Here is a 24,461-nt window from a genome sequence, read left to right on the forward strand (position 1 = left end):
AGGCCTAAACCATTTTGCGTATATAAAGGTTAAGGATTTTTTGAGTATATGCAATAGTAGTTTTTTTAATTAAAATTCCGTCCATAGATGTCAGCAACGCAAACTGAAAGATTGAATTTTTCTTCTGTACAGAACAAGCCAGATTATCCAGACTTTCTGGATATTCAGATTAAATCCTTCCAGGATTTTTTCCAGTTAGAAACAAAATCAGAAGAAAGGGGTAACGAAGGTCTTTATAACACCTTCATGGAAAACTTTCCAATTACCGATACCCGCAATCAATTTGTATTAGAGTTTTTAGATTATTTTGTAGATCCACCTAGATATTCCATTCAAGAATGTATAGAACGTGGACTTACCTATAGCGTTCCCTTAAAGGCACGTTTAAAATTATATTGTACAGATCCTGAGCACGAAGATTTTGAAACTATCGTACAGGATGTATATTTAGGGGTAATTCCTTATATGACCCCAAGTGGTACCTTCTGTATCAACGGTGCAGAACGTATCGTAGTTTCACAATTACACCGTTCGCCAGGTGTTTTCTTTGGACAGTCATTTCACGCCAATGGAACCAAATTATACTCAGCTCGAGTAATTCCTTTTAAAGGTTCTTGGATTGAATTTGCTACCGATATCAACAGCGTGATGTACGCTTATATTGATAGAAAGAAAAAATTACCTGTTACAACGCTTTTCCGTGCAATAGGCTTTGAAAGAGATAAAGATATTCTTGAAATCTTTGACCTTGCCGAGGAAATTAAAGCAACCAAAACAGGTCTTAAAAAATACCTAGGTAGAAAACTAGCAGCTCGTGTTCTTAAAACGTGGCACGAAGATTTTGTGGACGAAGATACCGGAGAAGTTGTATCTATTGAACGTAATGAAATTGTTCTAGACCGTGATACTGAACTTGAAAAAGAACATATTGAAGAGATATTAGATTCTGGTACAAAAACTATTCTGTTACACAAAGAGGATAATCAACAAGGAGATTATGCGATTATCCACAATACATTACAAAAAGACCCTACCAATTCAGAAAAAGAAGCGGTAGAGCACATCTATAGACAATTACGTAACGCTGAACCGCCAGATGAAGAAACCGCTCGAGGTATCATCAACAAGTTGTTCTTCTCAGATCAGAGATACAACCTTGGTGAAGTAGGTCGTTATAGAATGAACAAAAAACTAGGTCTTGATATTGACATGGAAAAGCAAGTGCTTACCAAAGAAGATATCATTACCATTGTAAAATACTTAATCGAGTTAATCAACTCAAAAGCAGAGATTGATGATATTGATCACCTTTCTAACCGTCGTGTACGTACAGTAGGAGAGCAGTTGTCATCTCAGTTTGGTGTTGGTTTAGCTCGTATGGCACGTACCATTCGTGAACGTATGAATGTTCGTGATAACGAAGTGTTTACTCCAATCGATTTGATTAATGCTAAGACACTTTCTTCAGTAATTAATTCATTCTTTGGTACAAACCAGCTATCTCAGTTTATGGATCAAACCAATCCATTAGCAGAGATTACACACAAACGTCGTCTTTCTGCATTAGGACCTGGAGGTCTTTCGCGTGAAAGAGCAGGTTTTGAGGTACGTGACGTTCACTATACTCACTACGGAAGATTATGTCCTATTGAAACACCTGAAGGACCAAACATTGGTTTGATTTCATCACTTTCGGTTTATGCAAAAGTGAACAATTTAGGTTTTATCGAAACTCCTTACAGAAAAGTTGAAGACGGTAAAATTGACCTGAAGAGTGAACCAATGTATCTTTCTGCTGAAGAAGAGGAAGAAAAGTTAATTGCGCAAGCAAACATTCCGCTTAAAGAAGACGGAAAAATAGACACCGATAGGGTAATTGCTCGTATGGAAGGTGACTTCCCGGTAGTTGAACCAAACACAGTAAATTATGCAGACGTTGCTCCTAACCAGATAGCATCTATTTCTGCATCATTAATTCCATTCTTGGAGCACGATGATGCAAACCGTGCGCTGATGGGAAGTAATATGATGCGCCAGGCTGTACCTTTATTGAGAGCAGATTCTCCAATTGTGGGAACTGGCTTAGAGCGTCAAGTAGCTTCAGATTCGCGTGTGTTGATTAATGCTGAAGGAGATGGTGAAGTAGAATATGTAGATGCAAATGAAATTACTATTAAATATGACCGTACCGATGAAGAACGTATGGTAAGTTTTGATAGTGACTCAAAAACATATCAACTTGTTAAGTTTAGAAAAACAAACCAAAGTACCTCTATTAACCTTAAACCTATCGTAAGTAAAGGAGACCGTGTTAAAAAAGGACAAGTACTTTGTCAAGGTTACGCAACTGAAAAGGGTGAACTAGCACTAGGTAGAAACATGAAAGTTGCCTTTATGCCTTGGAAAGGGTATAACTTTGAGGATGCAATTGTGATTTCTGAACGTGTGGTTCGTGAAGATATATTCACCTCTATTCATATTGATGAATATTCACTTGAAGTACGTGATACCAAATTAGGTAATGAAGAATTAACACATGATATTCCTAATGTTTCAGAAGAGGCAACAAAAGACCTTGACGAAAATGGAATGATACGTGTAGGAGCCGAAGTAAAGCCAGGAGATATATTAATTGGTAAGATTACTCCAAAAGGAGAAAGCGATCCAACTCCTGAAGAAAAACTACTTCGTGCAATATTTGGTGACAAAGCAGGTGATGTAAAAGATGCCTCTTTAAAGGCATCTCCATCATTACGAGGAGTTGTAATTGATAAAAAGCTTTTTGCACGTGCTATTAAAGATAAACGTAAAAGAGCAAAAGATAAAGAAGATATTTCTGCTCTTGAAATCTCTTATGACGCCAAATTTGATGCATTAAAAGATGTATTAGTTGACAAACTATTTGCTATTGTAGGTGGAAAAACAGCTCAAGGAGTAACAAACGACCTAGGTGAAACAGTTTTCCCAAAAGGTAAAAAGTATACGCTTAAAATGTTAAACGCTGTAGATGATTATACACATTTAACTGGCGGAACTTGGACTACCGATGATGAAACAAATGCTATGGTTGCAGACCTAATGCATAACTATAAAATAAAAGAAAACGATTTACAAGGTAGCTTACGTCGTGAGAAGTTTACCATTTCTGTTGGAGATGAATTACCATCAGGAATTTTAAAACTAGCTAAAGTTTACATTGCTAAAAAACGTAAACTTAAAGTTGGTGATAAGATGGCAGGACGTCACGGTAACAAAGGTATTGTGGCGCGTATTGTTCGTGAAGAAGATATGCCATTCCTAGAAGACGGAAGCCCTGTAGATATCGTGTTGAACCCACTTGGGGTACCATCACGTATGAATATTGGTCAAATTTATGAAACAGTACTAGGTTGGGCTGGACAAAAGTTAGGACGCAAATTTGCAACTCCAATTTTTGACGGTGCTACTATAGACCAAATTAATGAACTGACCGATGAAGCCGGAATACCAAGATATGGACACACGCACTTATATGACGGAGGAACCGGACAGCGTTTTGATCAACCTGCAACAGTAGGTGTAATCTATATGCTGAAACTAGGTCACATGGTAGATGATAAGATGCACGCACGTTCTATTGGACCATACTCATTAATTACACAACAGCCATTAGGTGGTAAAGCACAATTTGGTGGTCAGCGTTTTGGTGAGATGGAAGTTTGGGCACTTGAAGCTTATGGAGCATCAAGTACATTACGTGAGATATTGACAGTAAAATCTGATGATGTTATTGGTAGAGCCAAAACATACGAAAGTATCGTAAAAGGTGAAACCATGCCAGAACCAGGTCTCCCAGAATCATTTAACGTGTTAATGCACGAATTAAAAGGATTAGGACTTGACATTAGATTAGAAGAGTAATAAACTCCCCCACAAATGTGGGGGTTTCAAACTCTTTTGCAGGGACGCAAAAAATCGTCCCATTTCAAACATAACAAGATTAGTACACAGCATTATGGCAAGAAATAAAGAAAACACAGTTCAGAAATTCAATAAAATTTCTATTGGTTTAGCCTCTCCTGAATCGATTTTGGCAGAATCTCGTGGAGAAGTTTTAAAACCGGAAACGATTAACTACCGTACGCACAAGCCGGAGCGTGACGGCCTTTTCTGTGAGCGTATTTTTGGTCCTGTAAAGGATTATGAATGTGCCTGTGGTAAATATAAACGAATTCGCTACAAAGGTATTGTATGTGACCGTTGTGGTGTAGAGGTAACTGAAAAGAAAGTACGTCGTGATCGCGTAGGGCACATTAACTTAGTAGTTCCCGTAGCTCACATTTGGTATTTCCGTAGTTTACCAAATAAAATAGGATACCTTCTTGGATTGCCATCTAAGAAGTTGGATATGATTATATATTATGAAAGATATGTTGTTATCCAACCTGGTATCGCTAAAAATGAAGAAGGAGAGCCGCTTCAAAAAATGGACTTCTTAACCGAAGAAGAATATTTAAATGCTCTTGAAGCAATTCCGGTAGAAAACCAATATTTAGAAGACAGCGATCCAAATAAATTTATTGCAAAAATGGGAGCTGAGTGTTTAATTGAATTGTTACAGCGTATCGACCTTGATGCACTTTCTTTTGAATTAAGACACAAAGCAAATAACGAAACCTCAAAACAACGTAAAACCGAAGCATTAAAACGTCTTCAAGTTGTTGAAGCATTACGTGAGGCTAATAAAAACCGGGAAAATAAACCCGAATGGATGATTATGAAGGTGGTGCCAATTATACCACCAGAATTACGTCCTTTAGTACCACTTGATGGGGGTCGTTTTGCAACTTCAGATTTAAATGATTTATACCGTCGTGTTATTATAAGAAACAATCGTCTTAAGCGATTAATGGAAATTAAAGCTCCAGAAGTAATTTTACGTAATGAAAAACGTATGCTTCAAGAGTCTGTTGATTCATTATTTGATAACACACGTAAATCATCAGCAGTAAAAACAGATAGTAACCGTCCACTAAAATCACTTTCAGATTCATTGAAAGGTAAACAAGGACGTTTCCGTCAAAATTTACTTGGTAAACGTGTAGATTACTCGGCACGTTCGGTAATTGTTGTAGGACCAGAATTAAAACTATTTGAATGTGGTATTCCAAAAGATATGGCTGCCGAACTTTACAAGCCTTTTGTAATTAGAAAATTAATTGAAAGAGGTATTGTAAAAACAGTTAAATCTGCTAAGAAAATTATAGATAAAAAAGAACCTGTAGTTTGGGATATACTTGAAAACGTACTTAAAGGACATCCGGTATTATTAAACCGTGCTCCTACGTTACACCGTCTAGGTATTCAAGCATTCCAACCTAAATTAATTGAAGGTAAAGCAATCCAATTACACCCATTAGTATGTACGGCATTTAACGCCGACTTTGATGGTGACCAGATGGCCGTTCACCTTCCATTGGGACCAGAAGCAATTCTGGAAGCTCAATTATTAATGTTGGCTTCGCACAATATCTTAAATCCAGCTAACGGAAGTCCGGTAGCAGTACCATCTCAGGATATGGTATTAGGTCTTTATTATATGACCAAGCCAAGAAAATCTACAGATGATGTAAAAGTTAAAGGAGAAGGGTTAACATTCTACTCAGCAGAAGAAGCAGTTATCGCTTACAATGAAAAACGAGTAGATCTTAACGCTGAAATAAAAATAAAAGCAAAAGACTTTAACGAAAACGGAGAACTGGTATATCAAATTATCGAGACTACTTTAGGTAGAGTGATATTTAATCAAGAGGTGCCAGAAGAAGCAGGTTACATTAATGAAGTATTAACCAAGAAATCACTACGTGATATTATTGGTAGAATTCTTAAAGTAACTAGTGTACCAAGAACAGCAGCTTTCCTTGATGAAATTAAAACATTAGGATACAAATTTGCATTTGAAGGAGGATTGTCTTTCAGTTTAGGAGATATTATTATTCCTGAAGAAAAACTATCTATGATTGAAGATGCAAACAAACAAGTAGACGGTATTGTAGGAAACTACAATATGGGACTTATTACCAATAACGAGCGTTACAACCAGGTTATTGATATATGGACAGCAACCAATGCTGAGTTGACCGAACTTTCTATGAAACGTATTCGGGAAGACCAGCAAGGATTTAACTCTGTGTATATGATGCTTGACTCTGGAGCACGTGGTAGTAAAGAGCAAATTAGACAGTTAACCGGTATGCGTGGATTGATGGCAAAGCCTAAAAAATCTAACTCTGGCGGTGGTGAGATTATTGAAAACCCAATTCTTTCAAACTTTAAAGAAGGACTTTCAATTCTTGAATACTTTATCTCTACTCACGGTGCGCGTAAAGGTCTTGCCGATACCGCACTTAAAACAGCCGATGCAGGTTACTTAACCCGTCGTCTAGTAGATGTTTCACAAGACGTTATTATTAATGAAGTAGATTGTGGTACATTAAGAGGTATAGAAGTTTCAGCATTGAAGAAAAATGAAGAAATAGTTGAAACGTTAGAGGCTAGAATTATTGGTCGTATAGCATTAAACGATGTTATAAACCCACTTACTAAAGAAGTGTTGGCCGTTGCCGGTGAACACATTTCAGAAGAGAAAGCCAAAATTATTGGTGACTCTGCTGTAGAAACTGTAGAAGTGCGTTCTCCATTAACGTGTGAAGCTAAAAAAGGAATATGTTCACAATGTTATGGTCGTAACCTTGCAACCAACAAGATGGTTCAACGAGGAGAGGCTGTAGGTGTTGTAGCCGCTCAGTCAATTGGTGAGCCTGGTACACAGTTAACGCTTCGTACCTTCCACGTGGGTGGTATTGCAGGTAACATTTCAGAAGAAAATAAACTTGTTGTTAAATACGACGGTAAAGCTGAAATTGAAGACCTTAAAACTGTAAAAGGTGAAGATGCTGAAGGAAATGAGGTTGATATTGTAATTTCACGTACTTCAGAAATTAAATTGATTGATCCAAAAACAGGTATTACTTTAAGTAACAACAACATTCCTTACGGTTCTACACTTTATGTAAAAGATGGTGATAAGCTGAAAGAAGGAGATGTAGTTTGTCAGTGGGATCCATATAACGGTGTAATTATTTCAGAGTTTGCAGGTAAGATTAAGTATGAGAATATCGAGCAAGGTGTTACCTACCAAGTTGAAATTGATGAGCAAACAGGATTCCAAGAAAAGGTAATTTCAGAATCTAGAAATAAAAAGAAAATACCAACACTTCAAATCTTAGGCAAAAAAGACGAAGTAATCCGTTCATACAATTTACCAGTAGGTGCACACTTAATGGTAGATGACGGTGAAAAGATTAAAATTGGTAAAGTACTTGTAAAAATACCTCGTAAATCATCAAAAGCTGGTGATATTACCGGTGGTCTTCCACGTGTGACCGAGTTATTTGAAGCACGTAATCCTTCAAATCCTGCTGTAGTAAGTGAGATTGATGGTGTTGTTTCTTTCGGAAAAATTAAACGTGGTAACCGTGAGATTATCGTTGAGTCTAAGCTAGGCGAAATCAAAAAGTACTTGGTAAAGTTATCTAATCAAATTCTTGTACAAGAAAATGATTATGTACGTGCCGGTATGCCACTTTCAGATGGATCTATTACTCCTGAAGATATTTTACGTATTGAAGGACCTTCAGCAGTACAGCAGTACTTAGTAAATGAAGTTCAAGAAGTATACCGTCTACAAGGTGTAAAAATTAACGATAAGCACTTTGAGGTAGTAGTACGTCAAATGATGCGTAAAGTACGTATTGTTGATAGTGGTGACACTACATTCTTAGAAAATCAATTAGCTCATAAAGATGATTTTATTGAAGAAAACGATAAAATCTTCGGAATGAAAGTAGTTGAAAACGCTGGAGATAGTGATACTTTAAAAGAAGGACAGATTGTAACACCACGTGAGTTACGTGATGAAAACTCAATCTTGAAACGTAATGATAAAGCACTAGTTGAAGCTAGAGATGCAATTAATGCAACTGCAACTCCTATATTGCAAGGTATTACAAGAGCATCGCTACAAACTAAATCTTTTATCTCTGCGGCTTCCTTCCAGGAAACTACAAAAGTATTAAACGAAGCTGCTGTAAGCGGTAAAGTTGATACTCTTGAAGGATTGAAAGAGAATGTTATTGTAGGTCATAAAATACCAGCAGGTACCGGAATGCGTGAATACGATTCTATAATCGTAGGAAGCAAAGAGGAGCTTGAAGAAATGACTCGCGAAAAACAAGAAGTGAATTACAACTAATACGTTGTATTATATACATAAGTAAAGAAAAATCCCGTTCAAACGGGATTTTTCTTTTATATTTAGTTATCAATAATCATTTATGTGGCTTTGTTAAGTAAAGCTACAAACATTAATAAGAGATTTAAACCTATGTCAGACGATAAAAAAAAGCAAAAGCAAGGACAAATAAATATAGAACTAGATGAGAGTACAGCGCAAGGTATTTACAGCAACTTGGCTATAATCAATCACTCCCAATCTGAATTTATAGTAGATTTTGTTAGTATTATGCCGGGTGTGCCTAAAAGTAAAGTAAAGTCTAGAATAATATTAACGCCTCAACATGCAAAAAGACTTTTGAGAGCGTTAAATGATAACATTCAACGATTTGAGAAAGCGCACGGTGAAGTAGAAGAACAAGAACAACCTACTATGCCTTTAAATTTTGGCCCTACTGGTGAGGCTTAATTGAACAGATTATAAGTATTAAAGTACCCTACTTAAATTCGCTTACAAAATGCAATTTTATGTTAGGGTATTTTGTTTGTGTCATTTGTAAAGTAAAGGCAGAATCTGCAAAGAACACCAATTGGTTTCTTTTGTCTTTTGCCAAAAACTTTGCTTTTACACGCTTAAATTCTTTAAATTCTTCGCTTTTAGGATCTTTTGGTTCAACCCAACATGCTTTATGTACGTTAAGGTTCTCATAGCGACAAGAAGCTCCATATTCGTGCTCCAATCGATATTGAATTACTTCAAATTGAAGAGCACCTACAGTTCCTATTACTTTTCTTCCGTTTAATTCTAAGGTGAATAGTTGTGCAACCCCTTCATCCATCAATTGATCAATCCCTTTTTCTAGTTGCTTGCTTTTCATAGGGTCTGCATTATTGATGTACTTAAAATGTTCTGGAGAAAAGCTGGGAATACCTTTATATTGCATTTCTTCACCTTCTGTAAGGGTGTCACCAATTTTAAAATTACCTGTATCGTGAAGGCCTACAATATCACCTGGATAAGAAATGTCTACAATTTGTTTTTTTTCTGCAAAAAATGCATTGGGGCTAGAAAATTTAAGTTTTTTTCCATTTCTCACGTGTAAATATGGAGTGTTGCGTTCAAAGGTACCAGATACAATTTTTACAAATGCAAGACGGTCACGATGCTTAGGGTCCATATTTGCGTGTATTTTAAACACAAAACCTGTAAAATCTTTTTCATCTGGTTTTACTAAGCGAGTATCACTTTCTTTTGGTCTTGGTTTTGGGGCAATTTCTACAAAACAATCTAATAACTCGCGTACCCCAAAATTATTTAAGGCGGAACCAAAGAAAACGGGTTGTAGTTCTCCATTAAGATATTCTTCTCGATTAAATGTAGGGTAAATATCAACAAGTTCTAGTTCTTCTCTAAGTGTTTCAGCAGATTCGCTTCCTATTAATTCATCGAGTTGTGGATTGCTTAAATCCTCAATTTCAATAGTTTCTTCAATGTTTTTTCGGCTACTGCCACTAAAAAGGTTTACATTTTTTTCCCAGATATTATAGATTCCTTTAAAATCATATCCCATTCCAATTGGAAAACTCAATGGGGTAACGCGTAGGTTTAATTTTTGCTCAATTTCGTCTAATAATTCAAATGCGTCTTTACCTTCACGATCCATTTTATTAATAAAAACAATCATGGGTATGTTACGCATTCTACAAACTTCAACAAGTTTTTCGGTTTGAGCTTCAACACCTTTTGCTACGTCTATTACAACAATAACACTATCTACTGCTGTAAGTGTTCTAAACGTGTCTTCTGCAAAGTCTTTGTGACCGGGAGTGTCTAGAATATTAATTTTAATTCCTTCATATTCAAACGCTAATACAGATGTAGCAACTGATATACCACGTTGCCTTTCAATCTCCATAAAGTCACTTGTGGCTCCCTTTTTAATTTTATTACTTTTTACGGCTCCAGCTTCTTGAATTGCACCTCCAAAGAGTAATAATTTTTCGGTTAAAGTGGTTTTACCTGCATCTGGGTGAGAGATAATTCCAAAGGTTCTTCTGCGTTCTATTTCCCGTTTAATTGACATGGATTGATTTCTAAATTTGATGGCAAAGATACGTGTTTTTAAAGTAGTTTTTTAGGGTGTTTTAAAGAGTTTTAAAAACAAAAATTCCCACAAAATAAAACGCTCTCATCCTAGTGAAAACCGATATTCTACGTAGTTATACGTATATATGTTTCCTACAAAAAAAAGGGTTAAAAAGTAAAAAATATTGTAGTTCACCGAGAATATTCAACATTTAGGCTAATAGTTGCTTTTTAGTAAGACTTTAACATTTTTTCCTACGTATCTTAGCACTCAGAAAGCGATTAAGTAATCTATTGTGATGGTTCATTTATATACCAATAATTTTAGATATTCCTCTACTGAATTTCGTTTTATCCAAATCAAATTAATAATGTAACCTATAGAGTTGAAAGGATGATGTTCTTTTGCTAGAAGTTATTTTAATGAAGATTTAAGTTATAGTTAATGATAAAATTATGAATACTAATAAAATTCAAGCTTATGTATAAAATAATTACTAAATTATTTACTTCTGATAAGAGGTTTTTAATAGGTCTCATTTTAATAGTTTGCTTGGGTAGTCAAGGATTTGCTCAGGTGAAAACCTCTACAGATGAGGGAGAAGTAGTATTACCTTATACTCAAGAGTATTTGGATCAATACAATGCAGAATTAGACAAAAAGGCTGCTAAGCATAATACCTTGTTTCGTTCTAAATCTAAAGCACAAGCGTTGCATAACCATTCAGAATCTAGAAATGTAGGTGGTTGTAACTTGATTACGTGTGGTTCTTTTGAAAAAGGGGATGTAAGCGGAGGAACTTTTCGTACTGCTATTGGTGGAACAAATGGTCAATATCAAGCAGATGCAAGATATACGTGTTGGGATGATAACGGTACAGTAGATTGGTCTGAAGGACAATATATTTCATATTCAACAACAAATTCAAACTCAGTTTATCCAGGTATAATTGAGCCTTCAACTTATGATGGAGGCGGTTTTGCTATATTTTCGTTTAGAAATGAATCTATAGAGCAAACATTATCTGTTATACCAAATACTGTATATACGGTATGTTTTGAAATAGCTGTTATACCTCGTTATGCTACAGTAAATAATAATAATAATGGTGGGCAAATTTTGGAGTATAGACCAAATTTACAATTTGGTGTTAGAAACGGAGCTGTTGTGGTTAGCGATCCACTTACTTATACAGATGATGACCTTATTCAACATCCTACAAGTGATTTTCCATCTAGATTATCTTTCTCTACTACGGGACCAAACCAAAACCCTGGAGGATGGACTGAAATAAACCCATATTGGGAAAACAGATGTATAACTTTTAGAACGGGACCTTCAGCAAATTCTGTAGAGGTGTTTTATAAAACCGGAAACCCGGGAGAATCTGTAGTTTTAGTAGACGGTTTAAGACTGTCTGTTGAAGGTTATGCAAACTCTCCAGAACTTTCTGTTACTGCAAAAACGTATTGCGAACCTACTCAGGTTCAGCTGAATAGTTTTGTTACGTCTACAACACCTACTGGTGCTGAATTGAGATGGAGTGCTAATGCAGATTTAAGTAACCCTCTTCCTAGTAATCCTACAGTAACAACTCCTGGTGAGTGGTATGCTTATTATTATAATCCAGATTTAGGATGTACTTCGCCTTCGCGAAAACTTACATTAACTAATTCTGATATAGCTATCACAAATACTAAGAAAGATGTTACTTGTTTTGAAGGTAATGATGGAGAAATCGATATAACTGTAACTGGAGGATCTTCGTCTTATACATATGCTTGGACAACTAATGATGGTAGTGGCTTAAACCCTACAGCAGAAGATCAAACGGGATTAACTGCAGGAACTTATAAAGTAACTGTAGATGACGGTATATGTACCATTGATAAAACTATTGTGATAACTCAACCCGATCAAATTGATGTTGAGGCCAATGAATATAATCCATTATGTGATAATGGAAATGAAATTGTTTTAACAGGAGTACCAACAAACTCAAACGGTGAATGGACCGGAACCAATGTTGTAGATAATGGAGATGGTACGGCAAGCTTTGATCCTTCTGGATTGAGTGGAACTATTACAGTGACTTATACCTACACAGACGGAAACAATTGTACAAATAGTGATACAGCAGACATTGTAATCAATGAATCTCCAGAGGCACCGATAAGTAACGGTGATATTGCAGAATGTAAAGAAGAAATTACACAAACACTTGATGCAAATGATGCAATTTCAGCAGCACCTGGTACTAGTATTGTTTGGTATACAGATGCTACCGGTAACTCAGTAGTTAACAATCCTATTCTTAATTCGGTAGGAACGGTTACCTATTATGCTGAAGCGATAAGTAATACAGGATCTTGTTCTAGTTCAGATAGAACAGCAGTTACTTTAACTATTTATAACTGTTCTATTTCAATTGAGAAAACAGCAAGTCCTAATAATACTCAAAATTGTAACACTATCGCTCCAGGTGAAATGATAACCTACACTTTTAAGGTTACAAACCTAGGAGACGTTGCAATAAATGACATTGAAGTAAACGATCCATTAATAGATACTGTAAACCCAGTACCAGGTCCAAACGGTGGTGACACAAATAATAACGGAATTTTAGACGTAGGAGAAGAGTGGACTTATGAAGCAAGTTATGAGGTAACTCAACAAAATATTATTGATGGTCAAGTTGAAAATACTGCAACTGTCGATGGTACAGTTACTGGTTCATCAGCTTCTTACAATGTAACAGATACAGATTCAGTAACTGTAACACTTTGTCAAGATGCTGAAATATCTATTGTAAAATCAAGTACTAGTGAATCTCAAAATTGTCTTGACCTTAATGTTGATGATACCATTGATTATAAATTTGAAGTAACAAATGAAGGCGATGTTGATATCACGAATGTAGAAGTTATCGATCCATTATTCCAAGCTCCAAATCCTGTAGTTTCAATTACATTGGCTTCTGGAGATATAAATAATGATAATATATTAAATGTTGGTGAAGTATGGATGTTTGAAGCAACTTATACAGTAGATCAAGATGATATTGATGCTGGTCAAGTAGAAAATACAGCAAGTGTAAATGGAGAAACCGGATTAGGTTCAGTAAATGATACTAGTAACACTATTACAATTCCTATTTGTCAAGACGCATCGATAGCATTGATTAAGGAATCAGATATACAGATTGATCCGAACACGGGTTGTTACGAAGGAGAAGTAGGGGAGACGATCACCTATAGCTTCAAAGTAAAGAACACAGGAGATGTAACATTAACCAATGTGATGGTAACCGATTTAGTAGGCGGTGTAACGATGAGCGGTGTACCTATTGCTAGTTTAGCACCGGGAGCAGAAGACACCACTACCTTCACAGCGAGTTATGAATTAACCCAAGCTGATATAGATGCAGGATCATTTACCAACCGAGCGTTAGCCACAGGAACGCCACCAATCGGTGATGATGTAACCGATGAGTCAGACGACACGAGTTATACAGAAAACGGCGATACGGTAGTACCGCTATGTCAGAATGCATCGATAGCATTGATTAAGGAATCAGATATACAGATTGATCCGAACACGGGTTGTTACGGAGGAGAAGTAGGGGAGACGATCACCTATAGCTTCAAAGTAAAGAACACAGGAGATGTAACATTAACCAATGTGATGGTAACCGATTTAGTAGGCGGTGTAACGATGAGCGGTGTACCTATTGCTAGTTTAGCACCGGGAGCAGAAGACACCACTACCTTCACAGCGAGTTATGAATTAACCCAAGCTGATATAGATGCAGGATCATTTACCAACCGAGCGTTAGCCACAGGAACGCCACCAATCGGTGATGATGTAACCGATGAGTCAGACGACACGAGTTATACAGAAAACGGCGATACGGTAGTACCGCTATGTCAGAATGCATCGATAGCATTGATTAAGGAATCAGATATACAGATTGATCCGAACACGGGTTGTTACGGAGGAGAAGTAGGGGAGACGATCACCTATAGCTTCAAAGTAAAGAACACAGGAGATGTAACATTAACCAATGTGATGGTAACCGATTTAGTAGGCGGTGTAACGATGAGCGGTGTACCTATTGCTAGTTTAGCACCGGGAGCAGAAGACACCACTACCTTCACAGCGAGTTATGAATTAACCCAAGCTGATATAGATGCAGGATCATTTACCAACCGAGCGTTAGCCATAGGAACGCCACCAATCGGTGATGATGTAACCGATGAGTCAGACGACACGAGTTATACAGAAAACGGCGATACGGTAGTACCGCTATGTCAGAATGCATCGATAGCATTGATTAAGGAATCAGATATACAGATTGATCCGAACACGGGTTGTTACGGAGGAGAAGTAGGGGAGACGATCACCTATAGCTTCAAAGTAAAGAACACAGGAGATGTAACATTAACCAATGTGATGGTAACCGATTTAGTAGGCGGTGTAACGATGAGCGGTGTACCTATTGCTAGTTTAGCACCGGGAGCAGAAGACACCACTACCTTCACAGCGAGTTATGAATTAACCCAAGCTGATATAGATGCAGGATCATTTACCAACCGAGCGTTAGCCACAGGAACGCCACCAATCGGTGATGATGTAACCGATGAGTCAGACGACACGAGTTATACAGAAAACGGCGATACGGTAGTACCGCTATGTCAGAATGCATCGATAGCATTGATTAAGGAATCAGATATACAGATTGATCCGAACACGGGTTGTTACGGAGGAGAAGTAGGGGAAACGATCACCTATAGCTTCAAAGTAAAGAACACAGGAGATGTAACATTAACCAATGTGATGGTAACCGATTTAGTAGGCGGTGTAACGATGAGCGGTGTACCTATTGCTAGTTTAGCACCGGGAGCAGAAGACACCACTACCTTCACAGCGAGTTATGAATTAACCCAAGCTGATATAGATGCAGGATCATTTACCAACCGAGCGTTAGCCACAGGAACGCCACCAATCGGTGATGATGTAACCGATGAGTCAGACGACACGAGTTATACAGAAAACGGCGATACGGTAGTACCGCTATGTCAAGACGCAATTATTGCGATTGTAAAAGAGAGCAGTTATGATGACGGAGGAGATTGTTCACAACCAGGTGAAGAGATTAACTACACGTTTACGGTAACCAACGAAGGCAACGTAAGTTTATCAAACATAGTAGTAACCGATCCATTATTAGCGAGTATTTCTGGACCAACCGGTGATACCGATGGAGATGGTGAGTTAGATGTAACAGAGACTTGGGAGTATACAGGAGTGTATGCTATCACTCAAGAAGATATTGACAACGGTCAAGTAGATAACCAAGCTATGGTAGAAGGAACAGCACCAGATGACACAGTAGTAGGAGACGATTCAGGAAGTACAATAAGTACTGATGAAATCACAACCACAATGTTATGTCAGAGTCCAGCAATTGCAATTGTAAAAGAGAGCAGTTATGATGATGGAGGAGATTGTTCACAACCAGGTGAAGAGATCAACTACACGTTTACAGTAACCAACGAAGGCAACGTAAGTTTATCAAACATAGAAGTAACAGATCCATTATTAGCGAGTATTTCTGGACCAACCGGTGATACCGATGGAGATGGTGAGTTAGATGTAACAGAGACTTGGGAGTATACAGGAGTGTATGCTATCACTCAAGAAGATATTGACAACGGTCAAGTAGATAACCAAGCTATGGTAGAAGGAACAGCACCAGATGACACAGTAGTAGGAGACGATTCAGGAAGTACAATAAGTACTGATGAAATCACAACCACAATGTTATGTCAGAGTCCAGCAATTGCAATTGTAAAAGAGAGCAGTTATGATGATGGAGGAGATTGTTCACAACCAGGTGAAGAGATCAACTACACGTTTACAGTAACCAACGAAGGCAACGTAAGTTTATCAAACATAGAAGTAACAGATCCATTATTAGCGAGTATTTCTGGACCAACCGGTGATACCGATGGAGATGGTGAGTTAGATGTAACAGAGACTTGGGAGTATACAGGAGTGTATGCTATCACTCAAGAAGATATTGACAACGGTCAAGTAGATAACCAAGCTATGGTAGAAGGAACAGCACCAGATGACACAGTAGTAGGAGACGATTCAGGAAGTACAATAAGTACTGATGAAATCACAACCACAATGTTATGTCAGAGTCCAGCAATTGCAATTGTAAAAGAGAGCAGTTATGATGATGGAGGAGATTGTTCACAACCAGGTGAAGAGATCAACTACACGTTTACAGTAACCAACGAAGGCAACGTAAGTTTATCAAACATAGAAGTAACCGATCCATTATTAGCGAGTATTTCTGGACCAACCGGTGATACCGATGGAGATGGTGAGTTAGATGTAACAGAGACTTGGGAGTATACAGGAGTGTATGCTATCACTCAAGAAGATATTGACAACGGTCAAGTAGATAACCAAGCTATGGTAGAAGGAACAGCACCAGATGACACAGTAGTAGGAGACGATTCAGGAAGTACAATAAGTACTGATGAAATCACAACCACAATGTTATGTCAGAGTCCAGCAATTGCAATTGTAAAAGAGAGCAGTTATGATGATGGAGGAGATTGTTCACAACCAGGTGAAGAGATTAACTACACGTTTACGGTAACCAACGAAGGCAACGTAAGTTTATCAAACATAGAAGTAACCGATCCATTATTAGCGAGTATTTCTGGACCAACCGGTGATACCGATGGAGATGGTGAGTTAGATGTAACAGAGACTTGGGAGTATACAGGAGTGTATGCTATCACTCAAGATGATATTGACAACGGTCAAGTAGATAACCAAGCTATGGTAGAAGGAACAGCACCAGATGACACAGTAGTAGGAGACGATTCAGGAAGTACAATAAGTACTGATGAAATCACAACCACAATGTTATGTCAGAGTCCAGCAATTGCAATTGTAAAAGAGAGCAGTTATGATGATGGAGGAGATTGTTCACAACCAGGTGAAGAGATCAACTACACGTTTACAGTAACCAACGAAGGCAACGTAAGTTTATCAAACATAGAAGTAACAGATCCATTATTAGCGAGTATTTCTGGACCAACCGGTGATACCGATGGAGATGGTGAGTTAGATGTAACAGAGACTTGGGAGTATACAGGAGTGTATGCTATCACTCAAGATGATATTGACAACGGTCAAGTAGATAACCAAGCTATGGTAGAAGGAACAGCACCAGATGACACAGTAGTAGGAGACGATTCAGGAAGTACAATAAGTACTGATGAAATCACAACCACAATGTTATGTCAGAGTCCAGCAATTGCAATTGTAAAAGAGAGCAGTTATGATGATGGAGGAGATTGTTCACAACCAGGTGAAGAGATCAACTACACGTTTACAGTAACCAACGAAGGCAACGTAAGTTTATCAAACATAGAAGTAACAGATCCATTATTAGCGAGTATTTCTGGACCAACCGGTGATACCGATGGAGATGGTGAGTTAGATGTAACAGAGACTTGGGAGTATACAGGAGTGTATGCTATCACTCAAGAAGATATTGACAACGGTCAAGTAGATAACCAAGCTATGGTAGAAGGAACAGCACCAGATGACACAGTAGTAGGAGACGATTCAGGAAGTACAATAAGTACTGATGAAATCACAACCACAATGTTATGTCAGAGTCCAGCAATTGCAATTGTAAAAGAGAGTTATGATGATGGAGGAGATTGTTCACAACCAGGTGAAGAGATCAACTACACGTTTACAGTAACCAACGAAGGCAACGTAAGTTTATCAAACATAGAAGTAACAGATCCATTATTAGCGAGTATTTCTGGACCAACCGGTGATACCGATGGAGATGGTGAGTTAGATGTAACAGAGACTTGGGAGTATACAGGAGTGTATGCTATCACTCAAGATGATATTGACAACGGTCAAGTAGATAACCAAGCTATGGTAGAAGGAACAGCACCAGATGACACAGTAGTAGGAGACGATTCAGGAAGTACAATAAGTACTGATGAAATCACAACCACAATGTTATGTCAGAGTCCAGCAATTGCAATTGTAAAAGAGAGCAGTTATGATGATGGAGGAGATTGTTCACAACCAGGTGAAGAGATCAACTACACGTTTACAGTAACCAACGAAGGCAACGTAAGTTTATCAAACATAGAAGTAACAGATCCATTATTAGCGAGTATTTCTGGACCAACCGGTGATACCGATGGAGATGGTGAGTTAGATGTAACAGAGACTTGGGAGTATACAGGAGTGTATGCTATCACTCAAGATGATATTGACAACGGTCAAGTAGTAAATCAAGCTTTTGTTGAAGGTACTGCTCCAGATAGTACTGTTGTTACTGACGATTCAGGAAGTACAATAAGTACTGATGAAATCACAACCACAACGTTATGTCAGAGTCCAGCAATTGCAATTGTAAAAGAGAGCAGTTATGATGATGGAGGAGATTGTTCACAACCAGGTGAAGAGATCAACTACACGTTTACAGTAACCAACGAAGGCAACGTAAGTTTATCAAACATAGAAGTAACAGATCCATTATTAGCGAGTATTTCTGGACCAACCGGTGATACCGATGGAGATGGTGAGTTAGATGTAACAGAGACTTGGGAGTATACAGGAGTGTATGCCATTACTCAAGATGATATTGACAACGGTCAAGTAGATAACCAAGCGATGGTAGAAGGAACAGCACCAGATGACACAGTAGTAGGAGACGATTCAGGAAGTACAATAAGTACTGATGAAATCACAACCACAACGTTATGTCAGAGTCCAGCAATTGCAATTGTAAAAGAGAGCAGTTATGATGACGGAGGAGATTGTTCACAACCAGGTGAAGAGATTAACTACACGTTTACAGTAACCAACGAAGGCAACGTAAGTTTATCAAACATAGAAGTAACCGATCCATTATTAGCGAGTATTTCTGGACCAACCGGTGATACCGATGGAGATGGTGAGTTAGATGTAACAGAGACTTGGGAATATACAGGAGTGTATGCCATTACTCAAGATGATATCGATAAAGGTCAAGTAGTAAATCAAGCTTTTGTTGAAGGTACTGCTCCAGATAGTACTGTTGTTACTGACGAATCAGGAAGTACAGTTACTACAGATGATGCTACTACTACAACGTTATGTCAGAGTCCTGCAATTGCGATTGTTAAAGAAGGAATCTTAAATGACGAAGACGGAGACGGTTGTAGTAATGTAGACGAAACAATAAGCTACACATTTACAGTAACTAATCAAGGAAATGTATCCTTAGACTTTGTTTCAGTTTCTGATGCTTTATTAGGAGGTGAGATTGCAGGTCCAGATAGCGGTGATACTGACGGAGATGGAAAACTAGATGTTTCCGAAGTTTGGATATATTCAGCAAACTATGCCATTACTCAAGATGATATTGACAATGGAGAAGTAATTAACCAAGCTATTGCTAAAGGAGAAGCTCCATCAGGTCAAATTGTTACAGATGAGTCTGGAGCTACAATAAGCGATGATGATCCAACAGTGACTACGCTTTGTCAAAATCCAGCAATCGCTATCGTTAAAGAAGGAATTTATAATGATGAAGACGGAGATGGTTGTAGTAATGTAGATGAAACAATTAGTTACACATTTACAGTAACTAATCAAGGCAACGTAAGTTTATCAAACATAGAAGTAACAGATCCATTGATAGCAACAATTGATGGTCCTTCAGGAGATGATAATGGTAATGGTCAATTAGATGTAACTGAAACTTGGGTGTATACAGGAACTTACGCCATTACTCAAGCAGATATAAACAATGGAGAGGTAGTAAATCAAGCAACTGCTGAAGGTACTGCGCCAGACGGAACAATTGTAAGTGATGATTCAGGAACGTCTATAAGCAATGATGACCCAACAATTACTATTCTTTGTCAAGAAGGATCAATCGCTCTTGTGAAGATAGGAACCTTCTCTGATGAAAATGGAGATGGGTGTACTCAAGTTGGAGAAACTATTGTATATGACTTTATTGTAACCAATACAGGAACAGTTGATTTAACAAATGTAATTGTAACAGATCCACTTGTAACAGTAACTGGAGATCCAATAGATCTTATTGCTGGTGAAACAGATGACACAACTTTTACGGCGGTGTACACTATCACGCAAGCAGATATAGATGCAGGTCAAGTTACCAATCAAGCAACCGCTGAAGGTACTACACCTGAAGGAAATACAGTAAGTGACCAATCTGGTGAAACAATTGATGATGATAATCCAACAATAACAGAACTTTGTCAGACTTCATCAATGTCATTAGAAAAGTCAGGTGCATTCAACGATGAAAATGGAGATGGAATACCTCAAGTAGGAGAAACAATAAGTTATGTTTTCAGTGTAACAAACACAGGAAGTACAACATTATACAACATAACGATTGAAGATCCATTACCAGGTATTGAAGTTCAAGGAGGACCTATTGAAGAATTAGCTCCAGGTATTACAGATGATACTACATTTACAGCAACCTATGCAATTACTCAGGCAGATATAGATGCCGGTCAAGTAATTAATCAAGCAATTGTAAATGGAGAAGATGAAGACGGAGTATTAGTAACTGATGAGTCTGATGATCCAAACAATGATGAAGATGTTGATAACAACGGTGATGGAGAACCAGATGATCCTACAGTAGTTGTAATTGGAAACGTAGATCCAGAAGGAGACTTTGAAATATTCAATGGTATAACGCCTAACGGAGATAACTTAAATGATTACTTTGTGATTGCTGGAATACAAGATTACCCAGACAACAATGTTAAAATTTACAACAGATGGGGTGTTCTAGTATGGGAAACAAACGGATATGGAGGTTCAAACGGTCAAGAGAATGTATTTACCGGAGAGTCTAATGGTAGAGCAACAATACGTGCAAACGAAGAATTGCCAACCGGTACTTACTTCTATATTCTTAGCTTCCAGTCAGACAATCCAGGGAAAGCAAGTTATTCAGGATACTTATATATAAATAGATAGAAAGTCAAAAACCTCCCGGAGTAGTTACTCCGGGGGTATAAAAATATGTAACGATGAAACACAGTTATTTAGCCATTTTAGTTTTGATTTTACTTGGGAGCTTTTCAAGCAATGCCCAGCAAGATCCGCAGTACACACAATATATGTACAATACACAGATTGTAAACCCTGCGTATGCGGGATCTAGAGACGCCTTAAGTTTCGGCTTATTGCTACGTTCACAGTGGGTGGGTCTAGAAGGAGCACCAAAGACAGGAACCTTTACTGTAAATTCTCCTATTGGAGCATTAGACAATATGGGACTTGGTCTTTCAATTGTTCGTGATGAAATAGGCCCGGCAGTAGAATCAAATGTTAACATAGATTATTCATATACCATCAATACCTCAGATGCTGCAGAATTATCCTTTGGACTTAAAGCAGGTTTAGATTTATTAGATGTGAATTTTAATAGACTAAACATATTTGATGAAAATGATGTGTTTGAACAAAACATTGACAATAAGATACAACCACAAATAGGAGCAGGTGTATATTTTAATACAGATAAGTTTTATGCCGGTTTATCGGTTCCTAACTTCTTAACATCAAAACACTTTGATGAGTCAACTCTAGAAAATTATGACTTTGATGATGATGTTGCTCCAGCAGAAAGACTACACTATTTTTTAATTGCTGGTTATGTATTTGATATTAATGAAAATTTAAAGTTTAAGCCAGCAACATTGGTGAAAGCTGTAAGCGGGTCACCTCTACAATGGGATGCTTCAGCAAACTTTTTAATCTATGATAAATTAACATTAGGAGCTTCTTATAGATGGAGTGCAGCATTGAGTGCTATGGCTGGTTTTCAAGTAAGCGATCAAATATTTATTGGTTTTGGGTATGATTATCAAACCACAGATATTGAAGATTTCAGTGATGGTTCTTATGAAGTATTTCTACGATTTGATCTATTTAACAGACCGGAAAGGGTACTTACACCAAGATTCTTCTAAATACAAACTAACTCATTATGAAATTTATATTTAATAAATCGATTTTTTTTCTCCTCTTCTTTTGCATAGTAACTGTGTCTTTTTCACAGCGTAAAGAAATAAAAAAAGCTAATGAGGATTTTGACAAATTCGCATACATAGATGCACGCGAAATTTACCTAAAAGTTGTAAAGGACGGCTATCAATCTGCTGAAATTTATAAGAAATTAGGCGATACCTATTATTGGAATAGCGATTATGATAATGCAGCAAAATGGTATTCCAAATTAATAAAAGAATTTCCGAACGATATCGAGGCAGAATATTACTACAGAGCTGCACAGTCTTTAAAAAGTTTAGGTAAATATAATGAGTCTGATGAGTTGATGGCTCAATTTGCGGCAATAGGTGGTGAAGGCTTAATGGTTAAAAACTTTAAAAGTGATCCCAATTACTTAAATAGTATTGCAAATGCTTCTAGAGAATTTGTGCTAGATAAAGTTTCAATTAACAGCAATGCGTCAGATTTTGGACCTTCATATTATAAGGACCAAATAGTATTTGCGGCTTCAAAAAATAATGCTGAAGGAAATAAAGTGGCAGAATGGAATGACCAGCCTTTTTTAGACCTCTATGTTGCAGATATAGATTCAGAAACAGGTGAGTTATCAAACGCTCAGTCTTTACCAGGTGATATAAACACTGAGTTTCATGAATCTACACCTGCTTTTACAAGAGACGGGTCAACCATGTATTTTACTAGAAATAACTTTCTAGACGGTAAAAAAGGTAAAGACAATAAAAAAACTATTCGATTAAAGTTATATAAGGCTACCAAAAGCGGTGAATTTTATTGGACAAATGTTGTAGAACTTCCCTTTAACAGTGATGCTTATTCGGTAGCGCATCCTACGCTAAGTAAGGATGAGAAAAGACTGTATTTTTCTTCAGATATGCCAGGAACCAAAGGAATGTCAGATCTTTGGTATGTAGATATTTTAGGAAACAACAACTATGGTGAACCGGTAAATCTAGGTGATAATATCAATACAGAAGCACGAGAATCATTCCCGTACATTAGTGAAGCAAACAACCTTTACTTTTCTAGTGACGGAAGAGCAGGACTTGGAGGTTTTGATATTTTTGTAACTCCTTTGAATGATCAAGGAAACCCTGGAGAAGTAAAAAACATAGGAAAACCAGCAAATAGTAGTCAAGATGACTTTGGTTTTATTATCAAAGAAAGTAAACGTAGAGGCTATCTTACTTCAAATAGAGACGGAGCTCGAGGAAGTATTGATGACGAGATTTACCTTATTAAAGAGAAATGTGAAGTTACTATTACAGGTCTTGTTACCGATGAAGATAGCGGTGAATTATTACCAGGAGCATTGGTAGTTCTTTTAGACACAAATAATAAAGAAGTAGGTTCACAAACCGTAGGAGCTGATGCTCGATATAAATTTATCGCGGGTTGTGAGAATCAATATGCCGTGAGAGGAACAAAACAACAATATGCTCCTAATGAAAAAATAGTAACAACACCAGCAAAAACAGAAACTCTTGAAGTTCCATTACCGTTAAAACTTGTAGACCCGTGTCCTCCTAACGATTTAGGATGTCGCTTAAGCTTACAGCCTATCTATTTTGATTTTGACAGGTATAATATCCGTCCCGATGCCGAGATAGAACTTGCAAAAATCTTAGCTGCAATGAGAGAGTATCCAGAGCTTGTAATACATATAGAATCTCATACAGATTCTAGAGGTAATGATAGTTATAATGAAGCTTTATCTGAAAAAAGAGCTCAAGCAACTCTCAACTGGTTAGTGAAAAAAGGAATTGATCGCAATAGGTTAAGTGCCAAAGGTTATGGTGAAAATCGTTTAGTTAATGAATGTTCTAATGGTGTAAAATGTACAGAAGAAGAACATCAATTAAACAGAAGATCAATGTTTATAATCCAAAATTAAATTTTTATAACTAAAAACTCCCCTAATAATAGAGCTATGTAACAAACACTTTTAGATACTAAAGAATCTTTTTATCC

General features: G+C 37.3%; 7 protein-coding genes. 6 read left to right on the plus strand and 1 reads right to left on the minus strand.

Annotation, left to right across the window (positions count from 1 at the left end; all coding sequences use genetic code 11):
- The first annotated feature begins 87 nt into the window (after window positions 1–87).
- From rpoB to INR76_RS08435, 3 genes are all read left to right on the plus strand, one after another.
- Entirely contained in the window at window positions 88–3,900 is a 3,813-nt protein-coding gene (gene rpoB, locus INR76_RS08425) for a DNA-directed RNA polymerase subunit beta (protein WP_223107464.1), read from the plus strand.
- A gap of 94 nt (window positions 3,901–3,994) precedes the next feature.
- Window positions 3,995–8,293, plus strand: a complete 4,299-nt coding sequence (rpoC, locus tag INR76_RS08430; protein ID WP_223107465.1) for a DNA-directed RNA polymerase subunit beta' — start codon at window positions 3,995–3,997, stop codon at window positions 8,291–8,293.
- Between the two features lie 132 nt (window positions 8,294–8,425).
- The gene (locus INR76_RS08435) at window positions 8,426–8,743 is read left to right on the plus strand and encodes a DUF3467 domain-containing protein (protein ID WP_223107466.1); all 318 of its coding nucleotides are present in this window, start codon (window positions 8,426–8,428) and stop codon (window positions 8,741–8,743) included.
- Window positions 8,744–8,771: 28 nt separating this feature from the next.
- Here the strand turns inward: INR76_RS08435 and INR76_RS08440 are convergent, their stop codons facing one another.
- Window positions 8,772–10,358 (minus strand): peptide chain release factor 3, encoded by a 1,587-nt coding sequence (locus INR76_RS08440; protein WP_223107467.1) that lies wholly within the window; start codon window positions 10,356–10,358, stop codon window positions 8,772–8,774.
- A 483-nt stretch (window positions 10,359–10,841) separates the two neighbouring features.
- Here INR76_RS08440 and INR76_RS08445 point away from each other — a divergent pair, with 483 nt between their 5' ends.
- Genes INR76_RS08445 through INR76_RS08455 form a run of 3 tightly spaced genes read left to right on the plus strand, consistent with a single transcriptional unit; the run spans window position 10,842 to window position 24,384 of the window.
- The gene (locus INR76_RS08445) at window positions 10,842–21,434 is read left to right on the plus strand and encodes a CARDB domain-containing protein (RefSeq protein WP_223107468.1); all 10,593 of its coding nucleotides are present in this window, start codon (window positions 10,842–10,844) and stop codon (window positions 21,432–21,434) included.
- A gap of 53 nt (window positions 21,435–21,487) precedes the next feature.
- Entirely contained in the window at window positions 21,488–22,432 is a 945-nt protein-coding gene (locus INR76_RS08450) for a type IX secretion system membrane protein PorP/SprF (protein WP_223107469.1), read from the plus strand.
- A 17-nt stretch (window positions 22,433–22,449) separates the two neighbouring features.
- Window positions 22,450–24,384, plus strand: a complete 1,935-nt coding sequence (locus tag INR76_RS08455) for an OmpA family protein (RefSeq protein WP_223107470.1) — start codon at window positions 22,450–22,452, stop codon at window positions 24,382–24,384.
- Window positions 24,385–24,461: the final 77 nt, after the last annotated feature.

Origin of the sequence: Marixanthomonas sp. SCSIO 43207 (genome assembly GCF_019904255.1) — a bacterium.
Classification (GTDB): Bacteria; Bacteroidota; Bacteroidia; order Flavobacteriales; family Flavobacteriaceae; genus Marixanthomonas.

Coding starts and splice junctions, on each gene's coding strand:
- INR76_RS08440 (WP_223107467.1), bottom strand. CDS start 10,358: ATGTCAATTAAACGGGAAATAGAACGCAGAAGAACCTTTGGAATTATC.
- rpoB (WP_223107464.1), top strand. CDS start 88: ATGTCAGCAACGCAAACTGAAAGATTGAATTTTTCTTCTGTACAGAAC.
- INR76_RS08455 (WP_223107470.1), top strand. CDS start 22,450: ATGAAATTTATATTTAATAAATCGATTTTTTTTCTCCTCTTCTTTTGC.
- INR76_RS08435 (WP_223107466.1), top strand. CDS start 8,426: ATGTCAGACGATAAAAAAAAGCAAAAGCAAGGACAAATAAATATAGAA.
- rpoC (WP_223107465.1), top strand. CDS start 3,995: ATGGCAAGAAATAAAGAAAACACAGTTCAGAAATTCAATAAAATTTCT.
- INR76_RS08450 (WP_223107469.1), top strand. CDS start 21,488: ATGAAACACAGTTATTTAGCCATTTTAGTTTTGATTTTACTTGGGAGC.
- INR76_RS08445 (WP_223107468.1), top strand. CDS start 10,842: ATGTATAAAATAATTACTAAATTATTTACTTCTGATAAGAGGTTTTTA.